Origin of the sequence: Streptomyces sp. NPDC057307 (genome assembly GCF_042667665.1) — a bacterium.
Taxonomy (GTDB): domain Bacteria; phylum Actinomycetota; class Actinomycetes; order Streptomycetales; family Streptomycetaceae; genus Streptomyces.
Genome location: NZ_JBHUZM010000119.1, coordinates 1 through 24,119 on the forward strand (window position 1 = coordinate 1; position 24,119 = coordinate 24,119).

The 24,119-nt window shown below is 70.8% G+C and carries 22 protein-coding genes, 1 tRNA gene and 1 pseudogene; 11 read left to right on the plus strand and 13 right to left on the minus strand.

Annotation, left to right across the window (positions count from 1 at the left end; genetic code table 11):
• Positions 1-104: 104 nt before the first annotated feature.
• Positions 105-1,259, minus strand: coding sequence for a 4-hydroxyphenylpyruvate dioxygenase (gene hppD / locus ACFUN8_RS29295; RefSeq protein ID WP_383643918.1), 1,155 nt, complete (start codon positions 1,257-1,259; stop codon positions 105-107).
• A 144-nt stretch (positions 1,260-1,403) separates the two neighbouring features.
• Here hppD and ACFUN8_RS29300 point away from each other — a divergent pair, with 144 nt between their 5' ends.
• The 8 genes from ACFUN8_RS29300 to ACFUN8_RS29335 all read left to right on the plus strand — a co-directional run bounded on the left by ACFUN8_RS29300 (position 1,404) and on the right by ACFUN8_RS29335 (position 8,065).
• Positions 1,404-1,901 carry an Lrp/AsnC family transcriptional regulator gene (locus tag ACFUN8_RS29300; protein ID WP_383643921.1) on the plus strand — a complete coding sequence of 166 codons (498 nt, stop codon included), beginning with the start codon at positions 1,404-1,406 and terminating at the stop codon, positions 1,899-1,901.
• 55 nt (positions 1,902-1,956) lie between these two features.
• Entirely contained in the window at positions 1,957-2,604 is a 648-nt protein-coding gene (locus tag ACFUN8_RS29305) for an ABC transporter permease (RefSeq protein WP_383643924.1), read from the plus strand.
• An 85-nt stretch (positions 2,605-2,689) separates the two neighbouring features.
• Complete coding sequence (locus ACFUN8_RS29310) at positions 2,690-3,961, plus strand: betaine/proline/choline family ABC transporter ATP-binding protein (RefSeq protein ID WP_383643973.1); 1,272 nt, start codon at positions 2,690-2,692, stop codon at positions 3,959-3,961.
• Positions 3,958-4,800, plus strand: a complete 843-nt coding sequence (locus tag ACFUN8_RS29315; protein WP_383643927.1) for an ABC transporter permease — start codon at positions 3,958-3,960, stop codon at positions 4,798-4,800. Before ACFUN8_RS29310 ends, ACFUN8_RS29315 begins: the two co-directional genes overlap by 4 nt.
• 8 nt (positions 4,801-4,808) lie before the next feature.
• Complete coding sequence (locus ACFUN8_RS29320; protein WP_383643976.1) at positions 4,809-5,789, plus strand: glycine betaine ABC transporter substrate-binding protein; 981 nt, start codon at positions 4,809-4,811, stop codon at positions 5,787-5,789.
• 85 nt (positions 5,790-5,874) lie between these two features.
• Positions 5,875-6,492 carry an ArsR/SmtB family transcription factor gene (locus tag ACFUN8_RS29325; protein WP_383643930.1) on the plus strand — a complete coding sequence of 206 codons (618 nt, stop codon included), beginning with the start codon at positions 5,875-5,877 and terminating at the stop codon, positions 6,490-6,492.
• A 65-nt stretch (positions 6,493-6,557) separates the two neighbouring features.
• Positions 6,558-6,740, plus strand: a complete 183-nt coding sequence (locus ACFUN8_RS29330) for a hypothetical protein (protein ID WP_383643933.1) — start codon at positions 6,558-6,560, stop codon at positions 6,738-6,740.
• A complete protein-coding gene (locus ACFUN8_RS29335) occupies positions 6,737-8,065 on the plus strand; it encodes an MFS transporter (protein WP_383643936.1) in 1,329 nt (442 codons plus the stop codon). The genes ACFUN8_RS29330 and ACFUN8_RS29335 overlap by 4 nt, the downstream gene beginning before the upstream one ends.
• Here the strand turns inward: ACFUN8_RS29335 and ACFUN8_RS29340 are convergent.
• The 4 genes from ACFUN8_RS29340 to ACFUN8_RS29355 all read right to left on the minus strand — a co-directional run bounded on the left by ACFUN8_RS29340 (position 7,995) and on the right by ACFUN8_RS29355 (position 13,366).
• A complete protein-coding gene (locus ACFUN8_RS29340) occupies positions 7,995-8,792 on the minus strand; it encodes a S16 family serine protease (protein ID WP_383643940.1) in 798 nt (265 codons plus the stop codon). The two genes, ACFUN8_RS29335 and ACFUN8_RS29340, sit on opposite strands and share 71 nt — an antisense overlap.
• Before the next feature lie 59 nt (positions 8,793-8,851).
• Positions 8,852-9,493 carry an IclR family transcriptional regulator gene (locus tag ACFUN8_RS29345; RefSeq protein ID WP_023541417.1) on the minus strand — a complete coding sequence of 214 codons (642 nt, stop codon included), beginning with the start codon at positions 9,491-9,493 and terminating at the stop codon, positions 8,852-8,854.
• A gap of 464 nt (positions 9,494-9,957) precedes the next feature.
• The gene (locus ACFUN8_RS29350) at positions 9,958-11,742 is read right to left on the minus strand and encodes a DEAD/DEAH box helicase (RefSeq protein WP_383643943.1); all 1,785 of its coding nucleotides are present in this window, start codon (positions 11,740-11,742) and stop codon (positions 9,958-9,960) included.
• 160 nt (positions 11,743-11,902) lie between these two features.
• Positions 11,903-13,366 carry an MFS transporter gene (locus ACFUN8_RS29355; RefSeq protein ID WP_383643946.1) on the minus strand — a complete coding sequence of 488 codons (1,464 nt, stop codon included), beginning with the start codon at positions 13,364-13,366 and terminating at the stop codon, positions 11,903-11,905.
• A gap of 169 nt (positions 13,367-13,535) precedes the next feature.
• Between ACFUN8_RS29355 and ACFUN8_RS29360 the strand changes: the two genes are divergently transcribed.
• A tRNA-Cys gene (locus ACFUN8_RS29360) sits at positions 13,536-13,607 on the plus strand.
• Positions 13,608-13,716: 109 nt separating this feature from the next.
• Here ACFUN8_RS29360 and ACFUN8_RS29365 read toward each other — a convergent pair.
• The 7 genes and pseudogenes from ACFUN8_RS29365 to ACFUN8_RS29395 all read right to left on the minus strand — a co-directional run.
• Positions 13,717-16,023 (minus strand): xanthine dehydrogenase family protein molybdopterin-binding subunit, encoded by a 2,307-nt coding sequence (locus ACFUN8_RS29365; protein WP_383643949.1) that lies wholly within the window; start codon positions 16,021-16,023, stop codon positions 13,717-13,719.
• Entirely contained in the window at positions 16,020-17,489 is a 1,470-nt protein-coding gene (locus tag ACFUN8_RS29370; protein ID WP_383643952.1) for a (2Fe-2S)-binding protein, read from the minus strand. Before ACFUN8_RS29370 ends, ACFUN8_RS29365 begins: the two co-directional genes overlap by 4 nt.
• On the minus strand, positions 17,486-18,382 hold the full coding sequence (locus ACFUN8_RS29375; protein ID WP_383643955.1) for an FAD binding domain-containing protein: 897 nt from the start codon (positions 18,380-18,382) through the stop codon (positions 17,486-17,488). The genes ACFUN8_RS29370 and ACFUN8_RS29375 overlap by 4 nt, the downstream gene beginning before the upstream one ends.
• A gap of 245 nt (positions 18,383-18,627) precedes the next feature.
• A complete protein-coding gene (locus tag ACFUN8_RS29380; protein WP_383643958.1) occupies positions 18,628-20,274 on the minus strand; it encodes a beta-N-acetylhexosaminidase in 1,647 nt (548 codons plus the stop codon).
• A gap of 454 nt (positions 20,275-20,728) precedes the next feature.
• Positions 20,729-21,031, minus strand: a complete 303-nt coding sequence (locus ACFUN8_RS29385) for a DUF3039 domain-containing protein (protein ID WP_031231446.1) — start codon at positions 21,029-21,031, stop codon at positions 20,729-20,731.
• A 69-nt stretch (positions 21,032-21,100) separates the two neighbouring features.
• Positions 21,101-21,358: a hypothetical protein gene (locus ACFUN8_RS29390; protein WP_383643961.1), complete on the minus strand. Its 258-nt coding sequence runs from the start codon at positions 21,356-21,358 to the stop codon at positions 21,101-21,103.
• A 38-nt stretch (positions 21,359-21,396) separates the two neighbouring features.
• A pseudogene (locus tag ACFUN8_RS29395) lies at positions 21,397-21,495 on the minus strand (ATP-binding cassette domain-containing protein); the annotation flags it as partial.
• A 3-nt stretch (positions 21,496-21,498) separates the two neighbouring features.
• On the opposite strand from ACFUN8_RS29395, the gene ACFUN8_RS29400 reads away from it, so the two are divergent.
• Complete coding sequence (locus ACFUN8_RS29400; RefSeq protein ID WP_383643964.1) at positions 21,499-21,885, plus strand: response regulator transcription factor; 387 nt, start codon at positions 21,499-21,501, stop codon at positions 21,883-21,885.
• Here ACFUN8_RS29400 and ACFUN8_RS29405 read toward each other — a convergent pair.
• Positions 21,858-22,418, minus strand: coding sequence for a YqgE/AlgH family protein (locus tag ACFUN8_RS29405; RefSeq protein ID WP_383643967.1), 561 nt, complete (start codon positions 22,416-22,418; stop codon positions 21,858-21,860). The genes ACFUN8_RS29400 and ACFUN8_RS29405 overlap by 28 nt on opposite strands.
• Before the next feature lie 285 nt (positions 22,419-22,703).
• Between ACFUN8_RS29405 and murA the strand changes: the two genes are divergently transcribed.
• Positions 22,704-24,044: a UDP-N-acetylglucosamine 1-carboxyvinyltransferase gene (gene murA / locus ACFUN8_RS29410; RefSeq protein ID WP_383643970.1), complete on the plus strand. Its 1,341-nt coding sequence runs from the start codon at positions 22,704-22,706 to the stop codon at positions 24,042-24,044.
• Positions 24,045-24,119: the final 75 nt, after the last annotated feature.

A 24,119-nucleotide genomic window follows, 5' to 3' on the forward strand; every position in this document is an offset into this window, starting at 1 on the left:
CATCAGCTCGTCCGACTATTGTGTACAGCGGCGCGGCCCCAGGGTTAACTCCGGTGGGGCCGCGCCTCGTTCCGCGTACGGCAACGCGCAGAAGTAACTACGCGTCAGAGATTGCCGCGCTTCTCCTGCTCCCGCTCGATCGCCTCGAACAGGGCCTTGAAGTTGCCCTTGCCGAAGCCCATCGAGCCGTGCCGCTCGATCATCTCGAAGAACACGGTCGGCCGGTCCTGGACCGGCTTGGTGAAGATCTGCAGCAGATAGCCGTCCTCGTCGCGGTCCACGAGGATCTTCAGCTCGCGCAGGGTCTCGACCGGCACCCGGGTCTCGCCCGCCCACTCGCCGAGCGTGTCGTAGTACGAGTCGGGGGTGTCGAGGAACTGGACACCGGCGGCCCGCATGGTGCGTACGGAGCTGACGATGTCGTTCGTCGCGAGCGCGATGTGCTGGACGCCCGCGCCGCCGTAGAACTCCAGATACTCGTCGATCTGCGACTTCTTCTTCGCGATCGCCGGCTCGTTGATCGGGAACTTCACCTTGAGGGTGCCGTCAGCCACGACCTTCGACATGAGGGCGGAGTACTCGGTGGCGATGTCGTCGCCCACGAACTCCTTCATGTTCGTGAAGCCCATGACCTTGTTGTAGAACGCCACCCACTCGTTCATCCTGCCGAGTTCGACGTTGCCCACACAGTGGTCGATCGCCTGGAAGGTGCGCTTCTGCGGGGCCGCGACCATCGGAGCGGCGGTGGCGTAGCCGGGCAGGTACGGGCCGTCGTAGCCCTTCCGCTCGACCAGGGTGTGACGGGTCTTGCCGTACGTGGCGATGGCGGCGAGTACGACGGTGCCGCTCTCGTCCTTCAGCTCGTACGGCTCCTGGAGGCCGGTGGCGCCGTTCGCGGTGGCGTAGGCGTACGCGGCGCGGGCGTCCGGCACCTCGATGGCGAGGTCGACCACACCGTCGCCGTGCTCGGCGACATGGTCGACGAGGAAGCGGCCCCACTCCGAGGACGCCTTGATGACGGACGTGAAGACGAAGCGGGCCGCGCCGTTCGTGAGCACGTAGCTCGCGGTCTCGCGGCTGCCGTTCTCCGGGCCCGAGTAGGCGACCAGCTTCATGCCGAACGCCGTCGAGTAGTAGTGGGCCGCCTGCTTGGCGTTGCCGACGGCGAAGACGACGGCGTCCATTCCCTTGACCGGGAAGGGGTCGGCGTCGCGCGCGGTGGACGGGGCGGAATCGAGGTTCACCGAGGTATCTGCCATGACGGCAGCGTCTCCCCGTTCCGCAAGGTGCGCAACAGTTCGCGCTTTCGCTGGGCAGTCTGTACAGCGAGGGGCGAGGATGACCGGACCATCTGCACAGGATGACCACCGGAACGGCCACCACCGACCGCCTCAGGAGGCGCCATGGGAATCGACGGGCTCGACGGCAGGCTCATCGTCCTGCTGGCACGGGAGCCCCGTATCGGGGTGCTGGAGGCGTCACGCCGGCTGGGGGTGGCGCGCGGGACCGTACAGGCGCGGCTGGACCGGTTGCAGACGAACGGGGTCATCCGGGGATTCGGCCCGAACGTCGATCCGGCCGCTCTCGGCTACCCAGTAACGGCGTTCGCAACCCTGGAGATCAAGCAGGGACAAGGATCGGATGTTCGAGCGCATTTGAGCAGCGTTCCAGAGGTCCTCGAACTGCATACCACCACCGGAACCGGGGATATGCTCTGCCGACTCGTCGCTCGTTCGAACGCCGATCTCCAACGGGTGATCGACCGGGTTGTCGGTTTCGCCGGGATCCAGCGGGCCTCCACGGCGATCGTCATGGAGAACCCCGTTCCGCTGCGGATCATCCCGCTGGTGGAGCAGGCCGCACAGGACACCGACGGGGACCGGCCCGATCGACCCGGCTGACCGGACCGGCCAACCCGGCCGGCCGACCCGGCCCGACCCATCAGAGAGGAGCGCCGTGGACTTCTGGGACTACCTGGCCAACCGCCACCAGCAGTTGCTCACCGACTCGTTCCAGCACGCCAGCGCCGTCTTCCAGTGCATGGTGATCGCCACCGTCCTGGGGGTCGTCATCGGCGTACTGACCTACCGCAGCCCTTGGGGCGGCAACCTGGCGATCCTGTCCACCGCCTCCATCCTGACCATCCCCTCGCTGGCCGCCATCGGCCTGCTCATCCCGCTGGTCGGCCTCGGCGTCGCGCCCACGGTGATCGTCCTGACGCTGTACGGGCTGCTGCCCATCGTCCGTAACGCCGTGGTCGGACTGCGCGGCGTGGATCCGGACCTGGTGGACGCCGCCAAGGGCATCGGCATGTCACGTACCGCCCGGCTGCTCAAGGTCGAGCTGCCGCTCGCCTGGCCGCCGATCCTCACCGGGATCCGGGTCTCCACCCAGATGCTGATGGGGATCGCCGCCATCGCCGCGTACGCGTCGGGCCCCGGCCTCGGCAACGAGATCTTCCGTGGCATCGCCTCGCTGGGCAGCGCCAACGCGATCAACCAGGTGCTCGCCGGGACGATCGGCATCGTCATCCTCGCCCTGCTCTTCGACGCCGCGTATGTCCTGCTCGGCCGACTCACCATCCCGAGGGGGATCCGTGTCTGAGACCTCTGACCCGAAGACGGCCGAGGCGGCCGGTGAGGCCGCCGGCCGGGCCACGAGCGGTGTCGCGAACGGTGGCACGAGCACTGTGACAAACGCCTCCACCGGCTCCAACGGCTCCACGAGCGGCGCCACCATCCAGCTCGACGGCCTCACCAAGCGCTATCCGGGCAGTCCGAACCCGGCCGTGGACAACGTCTCCATGGAGATCAAGGCGGGCGAGACCGTCATCCTCGTCGGCCCGTCCGGCTGCGGTAAGTCGACCACCCTCAAGATGATCAACCGGCTGATCGAGCCCTCGTCCGGGCGGATCAGGATCAACGACGAGGACGTCACCGACATGGACCCGGTGAAGCTGCGCCGGCAGATCGGCTACGCGATCCAGTCGTCCGGCCTCTTCCCGCACATGACGGTCGCCGAGAACATCGCGCTCGTACCGAAGATGGTCGGCTGGTCCAAGTCGAAGGTGAAGGACCGCGTCGAGGAGATGCTCGACCTGGTCGGGCTCGACCCGCGCGAGTTCCACGGCCGCTATCCGCGCCAGCTCTCCGGCGGCCAGCAGCAGCGCGTGGGCGTGGCGCGGGCGCTGGCCGCCGACCCGCCGGTGCTGCTGATGGACGAGCCGTTCGGCGCCGTCGACCCGATCACGCGGGACCATCTCCAGGACGAACTGATCCGTCTCCAGCACGAGTTGCACAAGACGATCGTGTTCGTGACGCACGACTTCGACGAGGCGATCAAGCTCGGCGACCGGATCGCGATCCTGCGGGAGCGCTCGCACATCGCGCAGTTCGACACCCCCGAGGCGATCCTCACCAACCCCGCCGACGACTTCGTGTCGGGCTTCGTGGGCGCGGGCGCGGCCCTGAAGCGGCTGAACCTCACCCGGGTACGGGAGGTGGAGATCGCCGAGTTCCCGACCGTGACGGTCGAGGACCCGCTGCAGTCGATCTTCAACAAGCTGAGCAGCGGCCCGCACAACGAGCTGCTGATGCTGGACCGGAAGAACCGCCCGTACAAGTGGCTGCGCCGCGGCGACCTGTCGCGCGCCAAGGGCTCGCTCGCCAACGCGGGCCAACTGGTGCACGACACGGTGACCAGGGACGCCACCCTGCACGACGCGCTGGAGGCGGTCCTGACCGACAGCGGCGGGCGGGTCGCGGTGACCGGCAGGCGCGGCGAGTACATCGGTGTCGTCGACATGCAGACGCTGATGACGTCCGTCCAGGAGATGCTGGAGGCGGACCGGCTCACCGCCTTCGAGCACCAGCACGAGCTGGCGGAACAGCGTCGGGAGCGCTCCGGCCAGGAATCGAGGACCGGGCAGGAGCCGGCGCCGGAGAGCGGTGCGGGCGCATGAGTTCTCCCGCGCAGAAGCAGCGCCCACCGGGCGAGTACGACGTCAAGGGCCACGCCTTCCGGGACGAGGAGTCGGAGCCGGCCGTGCCGGCCGCCGCCCCGAAGCGCCGGATCACCTGGGCCAAGCTGGTGACGGTGCCCGCCGTGATCGCGGTCGTCCTGCTGCTGACGTTCGTGTGGATCACGAATGTCTCGCTCGACTCGATCGCGAGGAACTCGCTCGCGGGCGGCAATGTGCAGCTGCGCCTGTGGCAGCACGTCGAACTGACCGCGATCTCCACCTTCTGGGTGCTGATCATCGCGATCCCGCTGGGCATCGCGCTCACCCGGCGCGGTCTGTCGAAGGCGGCGCCGGCGGTGACCGCCCTGGCCAACATCGGCCAGGCGACCCCGGCCATCGGACTGTTGGCACTGCTGGTGATCTGGCTGGGCATCGGCCCGTCCACGGCGATCGTCGGCATGGTCATCTACGCGGTGCTGCCGGTGCTCGCCAACACCGTGGCGGGTCTGAAGGCCATCGACCCACAGCTCGTGGAGGCGTCCCGCGGCATAGGGATGTCGGCGCTCGGGACGCTGAGCAGGGTCGAACTCCCGCTGGCCGTACCGCTGATCCTGGCGGGCGTACGGACGGCGCTGGTGCTCAACGTGGGTACGGCGACCCTGGCCACCTTCGGCGGCGGCGGCGGGCTCGGTGACCTGATCACCTCGGGCATCCAGACGCAGCGCATGCCGGTCCTGATCCTCGGCTCGGTGCTCACGGTGACGCTGGCCCTGCTGATCGACTGGCTGGCCTCGCTGGTCGAAGTGGTCCTCACCCCGCGCGGACTGGAGGAGCGCTGATGCGCACCATGCGATACCGGAAACTCGTGACGGGCGGGGTGGCGCTGCTGCTGAGCGCCGCCACTCTGGGCGGCTGCGGCCTCAAGAGCGGCTCCCCGATGGTGGACGACGTGGTCCCCGGCTCGGTGGGCCGGGGCGAACCCCTCAAGGGTGCCTCGCTGACGGTCACGTCGAAGAACTTCAGCGAGAACATCATCCTCGGCCAGATGATCGGCCTGATCTTCAAGGCGGCGGGCGCGGAGGTCCTGGACCGGACGAACCTGCCGGGCTCGATCAGCGCGCGCGAGGCGATCGTCAAGGGTGACGCGGACGCGATGTACGAGTACACGGGCACGGCCTGGATCACGTACCTCGGCAACGCGAAGCCGATCGTCGACTCGGGGAAGCAGTGGACGGCCGTACGGGACGCGGACCGGTCGCACGACGTGAGCTGGCTCCGGCCGTCCACGCTCAACAACACGTACTCGCTGGGCATCAGCAAGAAGAACAACGCGAAGTACAAGCTCAAGACGATGTCGGACGTCGCCGCGCTGTCGAAGAAGGAGCCGGGCGCGGTCACGATCTGTGTGGAGAACGAGTTCGCGTCGCGGGACGACGGGCTGCCGGGGATGGTGAAGGCGTACGGGATGAACATCCCCGCGTCCGCCGTGAAGAAGATGGACGCCGGCATCATCTACACGCAGGTGTCGAAGTCCAACTCCTGCCTGGTGGGAGAGGTGTTCACGACGGACGGCCGGATCAAGTCCCTGGATCTGGACACGGTCTCCGACGACAAGCGCTTCTTCCCGAACTACAACGCGGCGCCGGTGATCCACAGCTCGACGTACAAGAAGTACCCGGAGATCGCCGGCCTGCTCGACCCGCTGAGCAAGCGGCTGAACACCGGGATCGCGCAGGAGCTGAACGCGAAGGTGGACGTGGACGGCCAGGATCCGCACGAGGTGGCGAAGGACTGGCTGATCAAGGAGGGCTTCATCAAGGAGGGCTGAGCCCTTCGGCCCCCCGGCGGACTTACAAAGAAGTAGTTGCAAAGAAACCCTTGCAACTACTTCTTTGCATGTCTACGCTCGACCCATGCCCGAGAACCCCGAGGTACCCGACGCAGCCGAGCCGGACGTCCGCACCCTGGACCCGCGCTCGCTGCGCGGCCTCGCCCATCCCCTGCGGATGCGGCTGCTGGTCGCCCTGCGGCACCACGGCCCGGCCACCGCGTCCCAACTCGCCGAGCGGCTGGGCGAGTCGAGCGGTGCCACCAGCTATCACCTGAGGCAGCTCGCCGACCATGGGTTCGTAGTGGACGACCCCGAGCGCGGGAAGGGCCGGGAGCGCTGGTGGAAGGCCGCGAACAAGGGCGTCATGCTCGACAACGCCCTGCACAACGACCCGAATCCCGAGGTACGCGGGGCGGTGAACACCTTCATGCATGAGGTCGCCTCCATGCACGACCAGGAGCTGAGTACCTGGCTGGGCACCATGCACGACTGGCCGGAGACCTGGTCGGCGAAGGCCGACTTCAGCGACTTCACGCTACGACTCACCCCCGAACTGCTGGCCGAACTGGACGGCCGGGTACACGACTTGATCGACAGCTATCGGAACCTCGCGGTGCCCGAGGGCGACGGGTCCGTGGCGCAGGTACGGCTCCATCTGCACGCCTTCCCGCTGAAGAAGCTCGACACCCCGGACGCCTGAGCACCACTTCTCCCTGACCACCACTCCCGCGCTTGGACACCCGGCGCACGAAGGGACGATTTGTCATGCCATTTTCCGACGTGCACCTCCAGCTCCACGCCATACGCGCGACCGAACTCCACGCCGAAGCAACCGCCTACCGCCGCCCTCCGCGCCCACAGCTGCGACTCCGACTGGGCTGGCTCCTGGTCGAGTTGGGCCTACACCTCGTCGACCAGCCTCGCCCGGCCCGTATCCGCCCCGTATGAGTGCTGAACCTGTACGGCGGTGGCCACTCACCGCCGTACTGATCGCCAACGCGATCTCCGCCACGGGCCGGACGCTGAGCATGATCGGCATCCCCTGGTTCGTGCTCCAGACCACCGGCAGCGCCGGCCGCGCGGGAGTGGTGGCCTTCTGCGCCACCCTCCCGGTGGTCCTCGCAGCACTCATAGGCGGCCCGGTCATCGACCGGATCGGCCGGCGCCGCGTCTCGATCGCGTCGGACGTGCTGTGCGCGCTGTCCGTCGGGGCGATCCCCCTGCTGCACCGCGCCGACGCGCTCCCGTTCTGGACACTCTGCGCACTGGTGGCGCTCCACGGCCTGGCCCACACCCCCGGCGACACAGCCCGCTACGTCCTCGTCCCCGACCTCGCCGAGCACGCGGGCACCTCACTCACCCGCGCCGCCAGCCTCTTCGACGCCGTCGAGCGCGGCGCCCGCATGCTCGGCGCGGCACTCGCGGGCCTGGTGATCGCACTGCTCGGCGCCGAAGTCGCCCTGCTGCTCGACGCGTCGACGTTCGTGCTGTCGGCGCTGCTGATCGCCGCCGGGCTGCGCGGCGTACGGGGAGCGGAGCCGGTCAAGGACATGGCGCCGGTGTCGCTGCGCACGTACGGCTCCGAACTGCGCGAGGGTTACGCCTACTTGGCGCACACCCGACTGCTGGCGGCGGTCGTCCTCATGGTGATGTTCATGAACGGCATCGACCAGGGCTGGAACGCGGTCCTGCTCCCGGTCCACGCCGAACAGAACCTCGGCGGCGCCGCCGAACTGGGCCTGATCACGGCGGTGTTCGGGGCGGGCGGCCTACTGGGAGCACTCCTGTACGGCGCCGTCGGCCACCGCTTCCGGCGCCGCACAGTCCTCGCCGCCGCCGTCCTTCTCGTCGGCGCACCACGCTTCGCGGTGGCGGGGCTCACCGACTCCACGGTGGCGCTCGCCGTGGTCATGGGCGCGGCGGGCGTGGCCGGCGGCACGATCAACCCGATCCTGACGACGGTGATGTACGAACGCGTCCCGGACCGGCTCCGCAGCCGCGTGACGGGCGCGATGACCGCGGGCTGCGAACTGACCATGCCCCTGGGCGGTCTGACGGCGGGTCTGCTGGTGGAAGGTGCCGGCCTGTCCCCCGCGCTGCTGCTGTTGGGCGGCGTCTACCTACTGGCGACACTGAGCCCCGTACTACTGCCGGTGTGGCGCGGCCTGGACGCCACCGTGGACCCGGCCGGCAGTCGGGACGTCAGCAGTTCGGCACCTTGCCGCCCTGTTCCAGCGCCTTCAGTGACGACACCGCGTCCTTCAGGGTCCTGACCGGGATCAGCCGCATGCCGGCGGGGAGTTCGGACTGGGCGTCGGCGCATTCCGCCTCCGGGACCAGGAAGACCGTCGCGCCGTCGCGGGCCGCCGCCTGGGTCTTGAGGGAGACGCCGCCGACCGCGCCCACCGTGCCGTCCGTCTCGATCGTCCCGGTGCCCGCGATGTCGCGGCCGCCGGTGAGGTCGCCGCCCGAGCCGTCGCCGTCGAGCATGTCGACGATGCCGAGGGCGAAGAGGAGGCCCGCGCTGGGGCCGCCGACGTCGGCGAGGTGGAGGGTGACGTCGACGGAGTCCGGCTTTCGGCCGAGTTGGCCGAGGGCCGCGTCGACGGCGGAGTTCTGCGACTTCACCATCGCGTCGGTGTTGTGCTTCTGGATCTCCTTGTCGGACTGGCCCGCCGGGTAGACGGAGTCGCGCGGCAGTACGGCGCGGTCCGTCCGGATCCAGCCGTCGAGCACGTCGGCGAAGTCGACGTCGGCGGACGGTCCCGTCGCCAGGATCGTCGTCATCCGCAGCCGCCCCTCCGTCTCGCGGGTCGGCGCGCCCTCGATCGAGATGACGGGGGTGTCCTTGTAGTCGCCGAGGACGTTCGCGGTCAGGCCGGGCTGGGCCACCGCGTACGGCAGCGGGGCCACTCCGACGACGACGAGCAGCGCGACGATCGGGACCGCCGAGAGGGCGAGGGTGCGGGGGCGCGAGAGGCCGGCGAGACGAGAGAGCACGGTGTCAATCTATCGGCCGGTGCCCGGGCCGGTTCCACGCCCCGGTCCAGCGCCCCGGATCAGCGCAGGGCGTCGGCCACCTCGCGTGCGGCGTCGACCACGCGCGGACCCACCCGTTCCGGCACCGAGTCGGCGAGCATCACGACGCCCACGCTGCCCTCGATCCCGGTCACCCCGACGAGCGCGGCGGCGGCGCCGCTGGCGCCCGCCTCCAGTTCACCGTGGGTCAGCGTGCACCGCGCCTCGGTGTACGAGCCCTGCCGGGCGGCCAGGATGGCCTTGCCCGCGGCGCCCCGGTCCAGCGGGTGCCGGAAGCCGGCGCGGTACGCGACGTGGTAGTCCGTCCAGGTCGGCTCCACGACGGCCACGGCCAGCGCCTCGGCGCCGTCCACGAGCGTGAGATGGGCGGTGGCCCCTATGTCCTCGGCGAGCGAGCGCAGGGCGGGCAGCGCCGCTTCCCGTACGAGCGGGTGCACCTGGCGGCCCAGGCGCAGCACCCCGAGGCCCACCCGGGCGCGGCCGCCCAGATCGCGGCGGACCAGCGCGTGCTGTTCCAGGGTGGCGAGAAGTCGGTAGACGACGGTGCGGTTGACACCGAGTTTGTTGGACAACTCGGTGACGGTCAGCCCGTGGTCGGTGTCGGCGAGCAGCTTGAGGACGCGCAGTCCTCTGTCGAGCGTCTGGGAGGTCTCCGCGGTCACGACGCCCTCTCCTTCGGAGTTTCGGAGTGAGTGACGACGGTCCTCTCACAGAAGTCGCGGCACCGGTCCCATCGGCGACGCACGGAGAGGCCGCCGGCAGGCAGGCCATGGCGCACCGGCTGCGCTCCGCGGCGGCGCTGCCACGGCGCGTATGTGTTGCCGGGACATTAGCGATCCGTACCGCTCAGCGGAAGACCTCGTCCAGAATCCGGTCATGGGTGGTCAGTTGCTCCCCGTTCGCGCCACAACAAGCATCGAAAAGGGACTCACGCTGACTATTCATACGATTTCCCATGAATGGACGCGCGTAGAAACGCCTCGAAGACACCTCGGAGACGCCGCGGTGGCGTCTCCGAGGCAGCGAAGAGGGACGGAAAAGAGAGGCGGGAAAAAGACGTTCGTGCTCGGCGCAGACGTCCTCAGCGCAGTCGTGCTCGGCGCAGACGTGCTCAGCGCAGTCGTGCTCAGCGCATCCGGGTCGCCCACTCCTGGACTTGTCTGATCCGCTCGCGGAGCTGGCCCCCGGTGGCCTCCGCGCTGGGGGGCCCGCCGCACACGCGGCGCAGCTCCGTGTGGATCACTCCGTGCGGCTTGCCGCTCTGGTGGACGTACGCGCCGACCATCGTGTTGAGCTGCTTGCGCAGTTCGAGCAGCTCCTTGTGGGAGACCACGGGCCGCCGGTCGGCCGGCAGCTCCAGCAGATCCGCCTCGGAGTCGGGCTTCTTGCGGCTGTGCGCGATCTGCCGGGCCTGCCGCTTCTGGAGGAGCATCTGCACCTGGTCGGGCTCCAGGAGGCCGGGGATGCCGAGGTAGTCCTGCTCCTCCTCGCTGCCGGGGTGCGCCTGCATGCCGAACTCGGCGCCGTCGTACAGCACCCGGTCGAAGACCGCGTCGGACTCCAGCGCCTCGAAGGGCAGCGCGTCCTGCTCGCCGGTGTCCTCGTCGAGTTCGCGCTCGGCCTCCGCCATCTCCTTCTCGGACTCGGCGTACGGGTCCTCCTCGCCCTCCTTCTTGGGCTTGTCGAGGACGTGGTCGCGCTCGACCTCCATCTCGTTGGCGAAGCCGAGGAGGTTGGGGATGGTCGGCAGGAAGACGGACGCGGTCTCGCCGCGCCGCCGGGAGCGGACGAAACGGCCGACGGCCTGGGCGAAGAACAGCGGGGTCGAGATGGTGGTGGCGTACACGCCGACGGCCAGGCGCGGCACGTCGACGCCCTCCGACACCATGCGGACGGCGACCATCCAGCGGTCCTCGCTCGCGCTGAAGTCGTCGATGCGCTTGGAGGCGGCGGCCTCGTCGGAGAGCACGACGGTCGCCTTGGTCCCGGTGATCTCCCGGACGAGCTTGGCGTACGCGCGGGCCTGGTCCTGGTCGGTGGCGATGACCAGGCCGCCGGCGTCCGGGATGGACTTGCGTACCTCGGTCAGGCGCTGGTCGGCGGCGCGCAGCACGTTGGGCATCCAGTCACCGCGCGGGTCGAGCGCGGTGCGCCACGCCTGCGAGATGGCGTCCTTGGTCATGGGCTCGCCGAGCTTGGCGGCGACCTCGTCACCGGCCTTGGTGCGCCAGCGCATGTTGCCGCTGTAGCTGAGGAAGATGACGGGGCGCACGACGCCGTCGCCGAGGGCGTTGCCGTAGCCGTAGGTGTAGTCGGCGGAGGAGCGGCGGATGCCGTCGTTGCCCTCCTCGTACGCGACGAAGGGGATCGGGTTGGTGTCCGACCTGAAGGGCGTACCGGTCAGCGCGAGGCGCCTGGTGGCCGGCTCGAACGCCTCAAGACACGCCTCGCCCCAGGACTTGGAGTCACCGGCGTGGTGGATCTCGTCGAGGATCACCAGGGTCTTGCGCTGCTCGCAGCGGTTGCGGTGGAGCATGGGGCGTACGCCGACGCCCGCGTACGTGACGGCGACCCCGTGGTACTCCTTGCTCAGCGCGCCCGCGCTGTAGTCCGGGTCGAGCTTGATCCCTATCCGCGCGGCGGCGTCCGCCCACTGCTTCTTCAGATGCTCGGTCGGCGCGACGACGGTGATCTGCTGCACGACGTGGTGGTGCAGCAGCCAGGACGCCAGGGTCAGCGCGAAGGTGGTCTTCCCGGCGCCGGGTGTCGCGACGGCGAGGAAGTCCCGCGGCTGCTCCTGGAGATAGCGCTCAAGCGCCTTCTCCTGCCAGGCACGCAGCTTGTTGGCGGTGCCCCAGGGGGCGCGGCCGGGGAAGGCGGGTGAGAGGTGGTGGGAGGCGGTAGTAGTCACGGTCTCCGGTTCACGGACGCTCGGGGGCACGGGCTGGACGGCTGGGCGCGGGCTCAGATACGACAACCGGGCCACCCTACCGGCGGCCCGGCCCGATCCTCGTACGAACAAGCCGGGGTGGGCCAGGTGCGACCCGGGTCACATCGGGGAGCGCCGGCACCTACCGCTCCCGCACCCGCGTCGCCACCCAGACCCCCGCCAGTGCCACCGCCGCCATCGGGAGGAACACCGCCGCGAAGGCCGCCGGGTGGGAGGCGTTCGCCGAGGAGAGGTCGTGGGTGCCCACCGCGCCGCCGCCCAGGGCCGCGAACGCCGCGCCGCCCGCCGCCAGCAGCAGGACGTTCGACAGGCCGTCGGATATCTGGAGCGCGGCGGAGTTCGTGCCCGCCTCCTCAGGAGGTGAGAGCTTCAGCAGCAGCACGCTCGTGGACGCGATCACCGTGCCCATGCCGAGGCAGCCGACCGCCCAGGCGACGCCCAGGGTCCAGACCGGGACCGAGTCGATCAGTACGCTCGGGGCGGCGGCGATGGCGGCGGCGACCAGGACCATGCCGCCCATCAGGAGCCGTTCGCGGTGCGGCTCCATGCGGGGGCGGGACTGGATGTACGAGCCGAGCGCCCAGGTCGCGCCGCCGACGGCCAGTGAGAGGCCCGCCATCGTCGGGGACAGGCCGCGTTGGGTGACGAGCATCAGCGGTACGAAGCTCTCCGCCGCGATGAAGGAGCCCGCCGCGACGCCGCGCAGCAGGACGACCGACGGCATGCCGCGGGCGGCGCGGTAGGTGCCGCGCGGCAGCAGGCCGAGGACGGCGGGCACGATCAGCGCGGCGCCGGCCACGCCGGGCAGCAGGGACCACCAGTTCAGGTCCTGGCCCGCGTACTGGAGCAGACCCGCGCCGAGCGAGATCGCCAGCGCCAGCCGGATCCGGCGCCGGTCGAAGGCCGGTACGGGCGCAGCGTGGTCGGCGGGCCCGGCCGCCATCTGCCGGATCGCGGGCAGCGCCGTCGCCAGCGGCAGCACCACCAGCACCGGGATGCCGATGAAGACCCAGCGCCAGCCGAGGTGTTCGGTGACCGTGCCGGAGGCGAGCGGGCCGACGACCGAGGGGATCACCCAGCTCGCGGCGAACGCGGCCATGATCGCGGGCCGCAGCCGCTCCGAGTAGGCGCGGCTGACCACGACGTACAGCGCGACGATCACCAGGCCGCCGCCGAGCCCCTGGACCGCCCGGCCCGCGATGAACAGCCACATCGCGCCTGCCGTGCCGGAGAGCAGCAGACCGACCGCGAAGGCCGTGATCCCGGTGACGAGCGGCCGGAGCGGGCCGCTGCGGTCGGCCCACTGCCCGGAGAGCACCATCGCGAAGAGGCTGGTGGTGAAGTACGCGGAGAAGGCGAACGCGTACAGCGAGACGCCCCGCAGCTCGCGCGCGGCGACCGGCATCGCCGTACCGACCGCCGTGGCCTCGAAGGCGATCAGCAGGACGACACAGATGATGCCGATGCTCAGGGCCCGGTGGGTCTTGCCGAGGATGCCGTCCTGACCGGGGTCGACGGCATGGTGCGATGTGGTTTCGGCGGCTTCGACGGCGACGGCGGCGTCGCTCGGTTCCAGGGCGGTCATGGACTCAGCGTAAGGGGCGTAGACCCGGTTGAACCCTGTCGCTGGTCGGTGCGGGTCTCGTCCCTTGGTCGTACGACCGTGAACGGCGTGTGGCAGTCGCGTTGCGGGGTGCCCGGCGCCCTTGAGGGCCGTACGCCGGCCCGCTTACGGTCGGGTCATCAGCACGCACGGCCGTGTGCCCGAGTGGTTCAGGGGCTCGACTGCAAATCGAGTTACGTGGGTTCGATTCCCGCCACGGCCTCTTTAAGAAAGTCCTTGAGAGGTCTTACCGAGGAAGTCCCGGAGAAGTCCCTTTCGAAGCCCTCGCCGAAGTTCCTTCGGGGAGGGCTTCGTTCATCCCGCCGCTTCGTTCATCCCGCCGTCACCACGGCCGACTGCGGCCTGATCGGCAGCCGGTTGACCGGGCGGCCCGTCGCCGCGCGGACCGCCGCCGCGACCGCCGCCGGGGACGTCACGACCGGCGCCGCGCTCGCCGGCTTCGCGCCGAACGGGGCCACCACGTCGCGCTCCTCGACCAGTTTCACGATCCGGATGTCCGGCGCGTCCAGGGACGTCGGCAGCGCGTAGCCGGTGAGGTCGGGGCGGCGTACCAGACCGCGGGTCGTACGGAGGTTCTCCGTCAGGGCCGTACCGATGCCCTGGGTGACGCCCGCCTCGATACGCGTCGCGAGCTGCGCCGGGTTGAGGACCCGGCCGACGTCCTGCGCGACGGCCATCTCCACCACGCGGATCGAGCCGAGTTCGATGTCGACGTCCACGACCGCGCGGATGGCGCAGAAGGCGAGTCCGACGAACGCGTCGCCCTGGCCGGACTCGTCCAGCGGTTCGGTGGGGTGCGGACGGCACTGGGCCGTGGCCCACAGTTCCTTGCCGTCCATCGCCTCGGTGACGGTGGTCGACAGCACACCGTCGTAGGAGGTGATCTTGCCGTCGGTGATCTGGAGCAGCTCCGTCGACATGCCGAACTTGTGCGCCAGCGGCTGAAGGAGCTGCGTACGGACCATCTTCGCCGCCCGTTCGACCGCGCCGCCGGAGACCCAGGTGTGGCGGCCGTGCGTGGCGGGGCCCGCCGGGGGCTGGTCGGTGTCGACCGACGCGACGTGGACCTCTTCGATGCCGAGCGTCTCCTGGACGATCTGGCGGGCGAGGGTGGAGAAGCCCTGGCCGGTCTCGACGGCCGCGCAGATGACCGTGGCGACGCCGTCGTGGACCTTGACCGTGGCCGTGGAGACCTCGTCGGTGCCCTCGGCGCCGAGCATGTGGACCATGCCGAGCGCGTAGCCCACACCGCGGCGTACGGCGCCGGGCTCGCCCGCGCCCTCGGGGCCGCCCGGCAGCAGCCAGGACGACTCGGGGACGTCCTTGGGGAGCGCGGGGAGCGGGAAGTCGCGTACGGCGCGCAGCAGTTCGGCGACGGGCGCCGGGCAGGTCACCGTCTGGCCGGTGGGCAGGATGTCGCCGGTGGCCAGCGCGTTGCGCAGGCGCAGTTCGGCGGGGTCGATGCCGAGCTTGGCCGCGAGCTTGTCCATCTGGCCCTCGTACGCGGCGCAGACCTGCATCGCGCCCTCGCCCCTGACATGGCCGGACGGCGGGTTGTTGGTGCGTACGGCCCAGCCCTCGATGAAGGCGTGCGGGACGATGTACGGGCCGCAGGCGAACGCCACGGCCGCCGCGAGGGACTCGGACGACGCGTCCGCGTACGCGCCCGCGTCGAGCAGGATCTGCGCCTCGACCTTGACGAGCCGGCCCTCGCTGTCCGCGTGGTGGCGGTAGCGCAGCAGGGTCGGGTGCCGGTGGGCGTGCCCGAGGAAGGACTCCTCGCGGGTCGCGGCCAGCTTCACCGGGCAGCCGGTGTGCAGCGCGAGCAGCCCGAGCGGGATCTGGAAGCCGGGGTCCTCGCGGTCGCCGGTGGCGCCGGGGACGCCGGTGACGACGACCTTGACCTGGTCGGGTTCGAGGCCGAAGCAGGCGGCGGCCAGATCGCGGTCGGTGTGCGGGTCGGTGGAGCCGGTGTAGATCTCCACGCCGCCGTCGGGGCGCGGTACGGCGAGTCCGGCCTCGGCGCCGATGGGGGCCGGGTCCTGGCGGCCGATGCGGTACAGGCCCTCGACGACGACGTCGCCCATCAGGTCGGGGTCGCCGTAGCGCAGCGGGATGTGGCGGATCAGATTGCCGTCGGGGTGCAGCGGTTCGGCCTCGAACGCCTTCTCCGGGTCGGTGACGGGATCGAGGATCTCGTACTCGACGGCGATGGCGGCGGCGGCCATCCGGGCGGTGTCGGGGTGGTCGGCGGCGACGGCGGCGATGGCCTCGCCGTGGTGGCGTACGACCTCGGAGGCGAAGACGGGGCGGTCGGCGACGAGCCGTCCGTAGGAGGGGTCGCCGAGGACGTCGAGATGGGTCACCACGGCCCGTACACCGGGCATTTCGGCGGCGGCGGCCGTGTCGATCGACAGGATGCGGGCGTGCGGGTGCGGTGAGCGCAGGAGCGCGGCCCACAGCAGTCCTTCGGCCCAGAGGTCGGCGGCGTACGGGAATGTGCCCTCGGTCTTGGCGCGCGCGTCGGCCGGTGGGAGTGATGCGCCGAGACCCAGCGCGGGCGGCTCCTGCCGGGGGCCGTCGAGTGCCTGGGTCTCGGTGGCCGCGTCGTTGCTCACGCCATGCCTCCGTCGTGCGGGTCGAGAGGTGCGGGGTGGGCGCCGCCGGCGCCCGGTGGTGCCTGGTGCGGGATACGGGCCTCGTCGGCGGCCTCGGCGCTCGCCGCCCGCTCGGCGACGACCTCGCCGACGGCGTCGAGCACGCCCCGGTATCCGGAGCAGCGGCAGAGGTTGCCGCACAGCGCCTGGCGGGTTTCCAGCTCGCTGGGGTCGTGGTTGCCTTCGAGCAGGTCGTGGACGGTCATGGCCATGCCGGGGATGCAGAAACCGCACTGGACGGCGCCGCAGTTGGCCAGGGCGCGCTGGACGTCGGACGGTTCGCCGTCGGCGGCCAGGCCCTCGACCGTACGGACCTCGGATCCGGCGGCCGTGGCCGCCGGGACGAGGCAGGAGGCGACGAGCCGGCCGTCGACCTGGACGTTGCAGGCGCCGCACTCGCCCTGCGAGCAGCCGTCCTTGGCGCCGGCGAGGCCGAGGCGTTCGCGCAGCACGTAGAGCAGCGACTCGCCGATCCAGGCGTCGGTGACGGGGCGGTCGCCGCCGTTGACGCGCAGGACGTAGGAGTTGGCGGGGTGTTCGGCGCTGTCGTTGCTGGTGGTGAGGGGGGCGGGTGCCGGTTCGGGGGCGGTGGGCTCTGGTGTCGGTTCCGCTTCCGATTCCGCTTCGGGGGTGGTGGCGGGCTCGGGCGCGAGTTCCGCCGCTGCCTCGGTCGCGGTGTCCGCGACCGGCCCGGTCTCGGGCGCCACGTCCACGTCCACGTCCGCGACCGGCTCGACGGCCTCGGATGCGGCCTCCGGCGCCGGTTCGGGTACGGGCTCCGCCAGGGGCTCCGGAACCGGTTCCGGTTCGGGGGCCCACGGGGCGCGCGCACCACCCGGAAGTGTGGCGGGCGGCGCACCGCCCGACCACTGCGAGGTGGTGGGCATGGACGTCGTGAACTCGCCCGATTCGTCGGGAAGCTCGTCCCCGATGACCGGGATCACCCACTGCCCGGTGAGCTGCGACGGGGCCGGGGGCCCCTGCTCCGTACGGGAGTCGGCACCACCGGCACCACCCGCGCCGCCGTCCGCGCCGGTCGGCTCCGCGGCGAACGACCACTGCCCGGTCGCCCGCGGATCGTGCGGTACGTCCGGACCGGCGGCCCCCTGCGGGGCGTACCCGTACGGATCGGGCTGCGCCTGCGGCGTGTGCGGCGCCCACTGGCCGCCGCCCGCCGGACCCATGCCGCCGTCCGCCTGCGCCTGCCGCTGGTCGATCGTCGGCGGTACGTACCCGTGTCCGCGCGCCGCGAGCGGGGCGGCCGCCCGGTCCTCGGGCGGCAGTTGGACGAACGCGGTCGCCTCGGCGTCGTACTCGCCGCCCTGCGGGATCGGCTGCCACGCGCCGCGCTCCTGCGGGTGCCCGTGCGCGGGGTCCGGTCGACGCCCCTCCGGAGTCCCGGAGTTCTCGTTCTCGTCGGTGGTCACGGCAGCGCCCTCCCCAGTGCTCGTCGAGCCAGCGTGGCGACGGTACGCCTCAGGTGAAGCACGGCGGGCGGCAGGGCGGGCGGCTCGCTCCCGTCCGCCGCCGGAGCCGGGTCGGGGATGCAGGCCGCGGCGACGTACTCCCCGAAGGCCGCCAGCGCCTCGGGCGCCAGCCCGCGGTCGGCGTCCCAGTCGATCAGTGAGGCGATCCAGCGCTCGGCCTCCAGCGGGCGCAGCGGCATCGGCGCGATGGCGCCGACCGCGCAGCGCACGCCGCGGCGCGCCGGGTCGAGCACGACGGCGACGGACGCGGTGGCCCGGCCGGGGCCGGTGCGTCCGGTGGCCTTGAGGTAGACCTGCGGGGCGTGCAGCAGGGGAACCCGTACGAAGCCGATGAGTTCGGCGGGCGCGAGCATCTCGCGGCCCGCCAGCAGATGCGAGACGGGGATCTCACGGCGCGCGCCGCCGGGGCCCGCGACGACGAGGTCCGCCTCCAGGGCCGCCAGGACGGGCAGGGAGTCGCCGGTGGGGGCCGCGCTGGCGATGTTCCCGCCGAGCGTGCCCGCGTTACGGATCTGGGGCGGTCCCGCGGCGCGTGAGGACGCGGCCAGCGCGGGGATGAGGGCGGCGAAGTCGGGCCGTCCCATGCGCGCGTGGGTGAGTCCGGTGCCCAGCAGGGCGTGTCCGTCCTGGTAGTGCCAGCCGCGCAGTTCGCTGATCCGGCCGAGGCCGACCAGGCCGGCCGGCCTGAGCAGGCCCTTGTTGACGGCGGCCATCAGATCGGTGCCACCCGCGACGGGCACGGCGGCAGGCATGGCGCTCAGCGCCGCCACGGCCTCGTCGAGCGAGGCCGGCAGCGTCACGGACTGCGCCGTCTGCGGTGCGTGCGTGGTCAACCCAGCTGCCCCTTCCCGGTGTCCCGGCTGTCCGCCTGTGTTGGCCGTACCGTACGTGCTCACAGGCCGGACGAGGCAACTCTGGCACATCTTCCGGGCCTACCGGTCCGAGGGTCCATGAAGCACGCATCCGCCCCTGAACGAGGGGAAGGTCCGTTTTCACGCCTCTTCACCGACACATACGAAATGCCATTATTCGGCACTCCTTGTACGCCTTATTCGTACGGACAGCCCCGGTCGGGGGGTCACACGTTCGGGGGTGCTCCCTCGATCGGACGTCCGAGAACGGCCGAATCCCCGTTCGGTCCCGGGCGCTTCTGCCAGGGCAACGGACCGCCGGGCGGCCGGTAATCGACCCCCAGGGCGTCAAGGCGCTTGTAGTGCGCGGTCATTCGCCGGTCGAAATCGGCGAAGTCGCGGTCCGGGGACTCGGGCAGCGCGGACCAGGCGACCTCGGCGAAGGCGACGAGTCTCGGGAAGACCTGGTAGTCGACGCGGGAACGGTCCTGCATCACCTCGGTCCACACATTGGCCTGGGTGCCCAGGACATGGGCGGCGTCGGCGCCGGTCAACTCCGGCGGTACGGGCTCGAAGCGGTAGACGTCCTCCAGCGTGCGGACGTAGCCGATGGGCATCGGCTCGTCGGCGCCCGCCGCCTGACGGTGGTCCAGATACACCTGCTGCTCGGGGCACATGACGACGTCGTGGCCGGCCTTGGCGGCCGCGATCCCGCCGGCGTATCCGCGCCAGGAGGAGACGGCGGCGCCGGGTGCGAGCCCGCCCTCCAGGATCTCGTCCCAGCCGATGAGGCGCCGGCCGCGCGCGGAGAGCCAGCCGTCGAAGTGCCGGATGAACCAGGACTGCAGCTCGTCCTCGTCGGCCAGGCCGAGTTCGGCGATCCGCTCCTGCGCGGCGGGCGAGCGCTTCCACTGGTCCTTGGGGCACTCGTCACCGCCGATGTGGATGAACGGCGAGGTGGCGGCCGGGAAGAGGTCCAGCAGTTCCTCGAAGACGCCCTCGAAGAAACGCAGGGTGTTGTCGGTGGGCGCGAGCACGTTCGGGTTGACGCCCCAGGTGTCCCAGACGTCCAGCGCCGAGGTGTCGACGACGTCGGTGTTGCCCAGCTCCGGGTACGCGGCGATGGCGGCCTGCGAGTGGCCGGGAATGTCGATCTCGGGGACGACGGAGATGTGCCGCTCGGCGGCGTACGCGACGATCTCGCGGATGTCGTCCTGGGTGTAGAAACCGCCGTGCGGCTTCTCGTCCCAGAGGTCGGAGAACCGGTGGCCGTACTTGGTCCGGGACCGCCACGCGCCGATCTCGGTCAGCTTCGGATGGCGCTTGATCTGGACGCGCCAGCCCTGGTCGTCGGTGAGGTGGAAGTGGAAGACGTTCAGTTTGTGCGCGGCCATCAGGTCCAGGAAGCGCAGCACGCCGTCCTTGGGCATGAAGTGCCGTGAGACGTCGAGCATGACGCCGCGCCAGCCGAAGCGCGGGTGGTCCTCGATGACCTGACGGGGGATCTCCTGCCGTACGCCGGGGGACACGGGCGACCGGCGGAAGGCTTTGGGGCCGAGGAGCTGACGGAGCGTCTGGGCGCCCCAGAAGACGCCGGCCGCGCTGCCGCCGTGGATCTCGGCGCCCCACTCGGCGGTGATGTCCAGCCGGTACGCCTCGGGGGCCATGGACTCGTCGATGCGCAGCGACACGGCGTTGCTGCCGCCGGCCGGGCCGGGGGCGAGCGGCAGTCCCAGCGCCGCCCCGACGGTGGCGCGCAGCCAGCGCTCGGTGCCCTCGGTCCCGGGCGCCGCCCAGAGTGTGGTGGCCGAATCGGGGACGAAGCCGCCGCTCTGCGGGCCTTCGACACTGACGGGCGCCGGGATCAGGTCCATCACGTGAATCCTCAGTCCTCGTTCGGCTGGCATATGCCGGAGTCAATGGGTCTTTGAGCGTCCCGCTGGACACTAGGCCCGGCCCGGACGTACGGACAAGTGGTCTCGACCAATCGGTGATCAGGCACACGTGTACGCCCCATCAGCCCGCGCATCCCCGTCTACCCGCTCACGCCCCGCGTACGCGAAAGGCTCCGGAGCGCGCTCGACGCGCGCCCCGGAGCCGTTCACAGCCGGTCCGGCGTTCTTCTTCAGGACGACGGACGGACGACAGGGCCTAGGGCCTGTCTTCAAAGTAGCGCCGTCCGCCCGTAGGGCGGGGCCTGCGGCGGCTGGTGCGGTGCATCGCAAGGCGGAGGATCGGCCTCGTACTGGGCGTACTTGGGCGACTCCGACAACGCGGCGAGGCGCCGTGCCAGGCGTCGCAGGCCAGGCGGGACTTTGAAGACAGGGCCTAGCTCTTGCCCTTGCCGCTCTTGTCCTTGCCGCCCTTGTCCTTGTCCCCGCCGGGGCCCATGGACTCGTAGATCTCCTTGCACATCGGACAGACCGGATACTTCTTGGGGTCACGCCCCGGTACCCAGACCTTCCCGCACAGTGCCACCACCGGAGTGCCGTCGAGGGCACTCGCCATGATCTTGTCCTTCTGGACGTAATGGGCGAAGCGCTCGTGGTCGCCGTCGCCGTGCGACACCTTCGGTGTCGGCTCCACGAGGGTGCCCGTACCTGCCCCGCGCTCGGGCTCAAGAGTGCTCATAACCGCCAAGGGTACCCACGCTCGGGCCATCCTGAGGGCCCCGGGACCCAGCACTCCGCGGCCGGCCGCTCACGCGTCGCGCCGACACAGCGTCACGAGCCCTCCGCAGAGCGCCGCGGCCGTCCAGACCAGCAGCACAACGAGCCCGCCCGCGGCGCCCATGTCGATCCGGTCGTCGGGCACGACCCGCGGGATCTGGGCCCCGGCGACGTTGGGCAGGTACCGCGCGACGGAGCCGACGCCGGGCAGGTTCGCGAGGACGTCGGAGACGATGAAGAACAGCGGGACGAGGATGCCGAGGGCCAGGACGGTACTGCGCAGCATCATCGTGACACCGGCGGAAATCAGACACAGCAGCGTCAGGAGTCCAGCAGCAGCACACCGGGATCGCCGAGCAGCGCGGCGGCGATCCCGAGCCGCTGCCGCATGCCCAGCGAGAACGTCCCACCCCGGCGGCCGGCGACGCGGTGCTCATCGCGATCCGCGTGGTGGCGGCCGGCGAGGCGCTGATCGCCCCGGCGGTCACCCGTCGGCTGATCGCCGAGTTCGCCCGCCGCCCCGGCCCGGCGCGGCGGAACAGCGCGGGGCTCGCCGGGGTGACGGATCGCGAGCGCGACGTGCTGGAGCTGGTGGCGCGCGGTCTGACGACCACCGAGATCGCCCGGCGCCTGTTCGTCGGCCTGTCGACGGTGAAGACCCATGTGAGCCATCCGCTCACGAAGTTCGGGGCGCGGGACCGCGCGCAGCTGGTGATCGTCGCGTACGAGACGGGCCTGGTCACCGCCGGAATCGCGGACGCCGACCCGCCGTCCGCCGGGGCGGCGCGTCAGTTGAGCGAGGGGTCGTCCGGATAGGTGGCCACCATGGCGAGTTCGCTGCGCTGGCGGCGCAGCACCGCGCGCCACAGGCTCTCCGGGCGCGGCGACGACACGTCTCCGGGCTCCGACTCGACCACGTACCAGGCGCCTTCGGTCAGTTCGTCCTCCAACTGGCCGGGGCCCCAGCCCGCGTACCCGGCGAAGATCCGCAGCGAGCCGAGCGCCCGCGCGAGCAGTTCGGGCGGTGTCTCCAGATCGACCAGGCCGATCGCGCCGTGCACCCGCCGCCAGCCGAGCGGCCCCTCGTCACCGGGGATGACGGCGAGGCCGAGCGCCGAGTCCAGGGAGACCGGCCCGCCCTGGAAGACGACGCCGGGGTCGCCGGCCAGTCCGCCCCAGGACGCCAGGATGTCCCCGACGTCCACGGGGGTGGGCCTGTTGAGGACCACGCCGAGCGACCCCTCCTCGTCATGGTCGAGCAGGAGCACCACCGCGCGGTCGAAATTCGGATCCGCCAGGGCCGGAGTCGCGACGAGCAGCCGGCCTGTGAGCGAGGACACCTCGGTCATGCGAGACATGATCCCGCACATTCGCCTTCCTTGGGGCCCGCGCGGCAGAGTGTGCGTGATCGCAGCTCAGGCGCACGGCGGCACGGGGAGCGCAAGGACGCGCCGTAACCGGCACCGAAGCGCGCACAAACGGAAAGGTGACTCAACGCAAGGGGTGGCGAACAGAAAGTGTTCTGTCACCTTCTCCACGGCTCCGAGGTGTCCGATGCCTTACGGGAGAGGGGCGTAAGCCCCTTACCCTTTTGCTTTGGCCCCCTGTCCGACGACTCCCGGAACGCGAGATTCATGACCGGCACAGACGATGTAATGCTTGTCCACGGCGGAACCCCGCTGGAGGGCGAGATCCGCGTCCGCGGCGCGAAGAACCTGGTGCCGAAGGCCATGGTCGCCGCCCTTCTCGGCAGCGGGCCCAGCAGACTGCGCAACGTGCCCGACATCCGTGACGTACGGGTCGTCAGAGGGCTGCTCCAGTTGCACGGTGTGACCGTGCTCCCCGGTGAGGAACCCGGCGAGCTGATCCTCGACCCGTCGCACGTCGAGAGCGCCAACGTCGCCGACATCGACGCCCACGCGGGCTCGTCGCGCATCCCGATCCTGTTCTGCGGTCCGCTGCTGCACCGGCTGGGCCACGCCTTCATCCCGGGTCTCGGCGGCTGCGACATCGGCGGCCGGCCCATCGACTTCCACTTCGAGGTGCTGCGCCAGTTCGGCGCGACGATCGAGAAGCGCGCCGACGGGCAGTACCTGGAGGCCCCGCAGCGGCTGCGCGGCACGAAGATCCGGCTGCCGTACCCCTCGGTCGGCTCGACGGAGCAGGTGCTGCTGACGGCCGTTCTGGCCGAGGGCGTCACCGAGTTGTCGAACGCCGCGGTGGAGCCGGAGATCGAGGATCTGATCTGCGTGCTCCAGAAGATGGGCGCGATCATCTCGATGGACACCGACCGGACGATCCGGATCACCGGTGTCGACAAGCTCGGCGGCTACAACCACCGCGCCATCCCGGACCGTCTGGAGGCCGCCTCCTGGGCGTCGGCGGCGCTGGCGACCGAAGGCAACATCTACGTACGCGGCGCCCAGCAGCGGTCCATGATGACGTTCCTGAACACCTTCCGCCGCGTCGGCGGGGCGTTCGAGATCGACGACAAGGGCATCCGTTTCTGGCACCCGGGCGGTCCGCTCAACGCGATCGCCCTGGAGACCGACGTACACCCCGGTTTCCAGACCGACTGGCAGCAGCCGCTGGTGGTGGCGCTGACGCAGGCCGCGGGTCTGTCCATCGTCCACGAGACGGTGTACGAGTCGCGTCTGGGCTTCACGTCGGCGCTCAACCAGATGGGCGCGCACATCCAGTTGTACCGGGAGTGCCTGGGCGGCTCGGACTGCCGCTTCGGCCAGCGCAACTTCCTGCACTCGGCGGTCGTGTCGGGCCCCACGAAGCTCCAGGGCGCCGATCTGGTCATCCCCGACCTGCGCGGCGGCTTCTCGTACCTGATCGCGGCGCTGGCGGCGCAGGGCACCTCACGGGTGCACGGCATCGACCTGATCAACCGCGGCTACGAGAACTTCATGGAGAAGCTGGTCGAGCTGGGCGCGAAGGTCGAGCTGCCCGGCCGCTCCCTCGTCTGACGTTCCGTCCGTGCGCGTGCGGGTCTCCGCACCCGCACCGCGGACAGGGACACGGCCGGGCTCTTATTAACAAAA